Annotated in this window: 2 protein-coding genes; one reads left to right on the top strand and one right to left on the bottom strand. The window is 72.7% G+C overall.

What is annotated here, in order from left to right:
- A partial coding sequence (locus GUY61_RS37965) for an SH3 domain-containing protein (protein WP_208106962.1) occupies positions 1 to 1,062 on the bottom strand: 1,062 nt, incomplete at its 3' end.
- A 187-nt stretch (positions 1,063 to 1,249) separates the two neighbouring features.
- On the opposite strand from GUY61_RS37965, the gene GUY61_RS37960 reads away from it, so the two are divergent.
- Positions 1,250 to 1,801: M23 family metallopeptidase (locus GUY61_RS37960; RefSeq protein WP_313897042.1), on the top strand; the 552-nt coding region annotated here is incomplete at its 3' end.

Raw genomic sequence — 1,801 nt, 5'->3', positions numbered from 1 at the left:
GTCGGTCGGCTGGAAGGTGACGTCGACCCAGTCGTTGTCGTTCATGCCGAGGCCGTCCCAGAAGGTGCCGTCCGCCAGGTCGATCCCGGCCGGGTTGGCCACCCTGCGCCCGAACTCGTCGCGGCCGCCGTTGTAGCCGCTCTGGTACGCGGCCTGCGCCTCCGGGGTGCCCTGTGGCAGGTCGGTCCACATCTGCCGCTGCGAGGGCGGGTTCCAGTAGTCGTCCTTGGTGTTCCAGGGGCCGACGTCCCACACGGGCGCCGTCTCGCAGCGGCCCGTGCGCGGGTAGCAGACCCGTACCCGGTACTCGCTGCCGCCGTTGCTCGCCAGCATCCGGCGCGAGGGCAGCGCGACGAAGTGGTCGCGGGGCTGGATGACATGGCCGTTGGCCGTGGTCCCGCCGACCAGGCCCTCACGGGTCGCGTAGAGCCGGTACGTGACGGCGGTGGCGCCCGCCCCGGCGCGCGGTGACCGGACGGTGGGCTGCTTCGCGGTGGCGCCCACCGTGATCCCCGAGACCGACGGGGCGGTCCCGGAGCGTCGGCCCAGCAGCGTCACGCGCACCTGGACGACGGACACCGCCTCGGACAGCCGGACCTTTCCGGCGCGGCCGGGTGTGCTCCACTGCGTCCAGGTGCCGTGGTGGCTGCTGCCACGAACCTCGGTCACCAGCCGCGTGCCCACCGGGACTTCGGCCCGGGGCCGCAACGTGAAGGCACTGGCCGTACGGCCCAGGCTCCGGGCGGGCGCGGTGTAGACGGCGAAGGAGCTGCCGGGCGCCGATTCCGTGCGGATACGGGCGGACTTGACGGTGATGCTGCCGTCCGGGCGGTGACTGATGTTGCGCTGATCGGCGGAGGTACTGGTCAGGTCCATCCGCCAGGTACTTCTCGGCGTCGGATCGGCGGGCCTTTCCGCGGAGGGCGGTGCGGAGGCGGACGCGGATGCGGGGTCGGGGGTGCCGGTGGTGGTCCCGGCGACCGCGGTGGCGGGCGGAAGTGCGCCCACGACCAGCAGGGCGCACAGGCTCCGTATCAGCCGGCGGGTCATCGTGGTGCTCACGACGGGTCTCCTCAACTGAGCTCGAAGTAAGTCGAGTTGGTTGAAGTGAGCCCTATCGGAAGGCGTGGCGTGCTGTCATTCCGGAACGTTCCGGATGACCTTCCCCGCCACCGCGGCGCTAGCTTCCGTGCCGTCCGCCTCACCACCACTCAGGCACCACACGGGAACGATCGGGGAGGAAGCACTCGTGCGATTCGCTCTGCCCGGCTTCAATCTGCGAGCCGGCCTCATGACAGCGGCCGCCGCCCTGCTGCTGCCGCTGACGGCGGCAGGCGCCGCGGCGGCCCAGGCCCCCGCCGCGGCGGTCCCGGCCGCCTCCGCCGCGCCCACCGCGGCGGCCGCCTACGCGGCCTCGTGCCCGGCAGCCGGCCGGGTCTCCCAGGGCTACAGCAGCACTCACGACGGCGTCGACATCGCCAACAGCCGCGGTACGCCGATCTACGCCGCGGGCGCCGGCCAGGTCATCGCCTCCGGACCCGCCAGCGGCTACGGCCAGTGGATCCGCATCCTGCACTCGGACGGCACGGTGACCGAGTACGGGCACATGTACCAGCGGGACGTGTCCGTCGGCCAGCAGGTCCAGGCCGGCCAGCGCATCGCCCTCATGGGCAGTGAGGGCGACTCCACCGGCCCCCACCTCCACCTGCGCGTGCGCGTCGGCACCTCCACCACGGTGCGCGGCATCGACCCGGTCCCCTATCTGCGTGACCGGGGTGTCAACCTCCCGTGCACGCCCGGT

It is taken from the genome of Streptomyces sp. GC420 (assembly GCF_009916105.1).
GTDB lineage: Bacteria > Actinomycetota > Actinomycetes > Streptomycetales > Streptomycetaceae > Streptomyces.
The sequence above is the reverse complement of the archived record's forward strand: the minus strand, read 5'-3'. Positions and strand labels throughout refer to the sequence as shown.